Raw genomic sequence first — 518 nt, forward strand, 5'->3', positions numbered from 1 at the left:
GCATGTCTCCCAGCCGGCGCTTTCGCAGCAGGTCAGGTTGTTGGAGGAGAGCTTGGGTGTGCAGCTGTTCGACCGAACGGGTCGTACGACACGATTGACGGACTCCGGGGAGGTTTATCTGCAATACGTGCGCCGCGCTTCGCAGGAGTTCCTTGAAGCCAAGCGCGCCCTCCACGACGTCGACGACCTCAGCCGTGGTTCGCTGAGGGTGGCGTTGACGCCGACCTTCACGACCTATCTGGTGGGGCCCTTGGTCGAGGCGTTTCACAGCCGCTACCCGAGTATCTCCCTCAATCTGCGAGAGATTTCCCAGGAGCACATGGAGAATCTACTCCTGTCTGACGAGATCGATGTGGGGATCGCGTTTTCCGGCACGCCGACAGCAGATCTCGACCTCGACTCCCTCCTGGTGGAAACCCTCGCCCTAGTCGTCAGAGCCGGGCACCCTCTGGCAAGTGAAAGATCCGTTGGACTTGATGCGCTGAGCGCGGAGTCACTGGTGCTGTTGAGTGCTGAGT

Annotated in this window: 1 protein-coding gene; it reads left to right on the top strand. The window is 60.6% G+C overall.

Features of this window, described 5'->3' with window-relative positions; all coding sequences use genetic code 11:
• Positions 1 to 52: 52 nt before the first annotated feature.
• Positions 53 to 518 (top strand): LysR substrate-binding domain-containing protein (locus tag AB4Z23_RS28190; RefSeq protein WP_441361271.1); only part of this gene is annotated, 466 nt, incomplete at its 3' end.

Source organism: Agrobacterium sp. MCAB5, from assembly GCF_052114365.1.
In the GTDB taxonomy this organism is placed as follows: Bacteria; Pseudomonadota; Alphaproteobacteria; order Rhizobiales; family Rhizobiaceae; genus Agrobacterium; species Agrobacterium tumefaciens.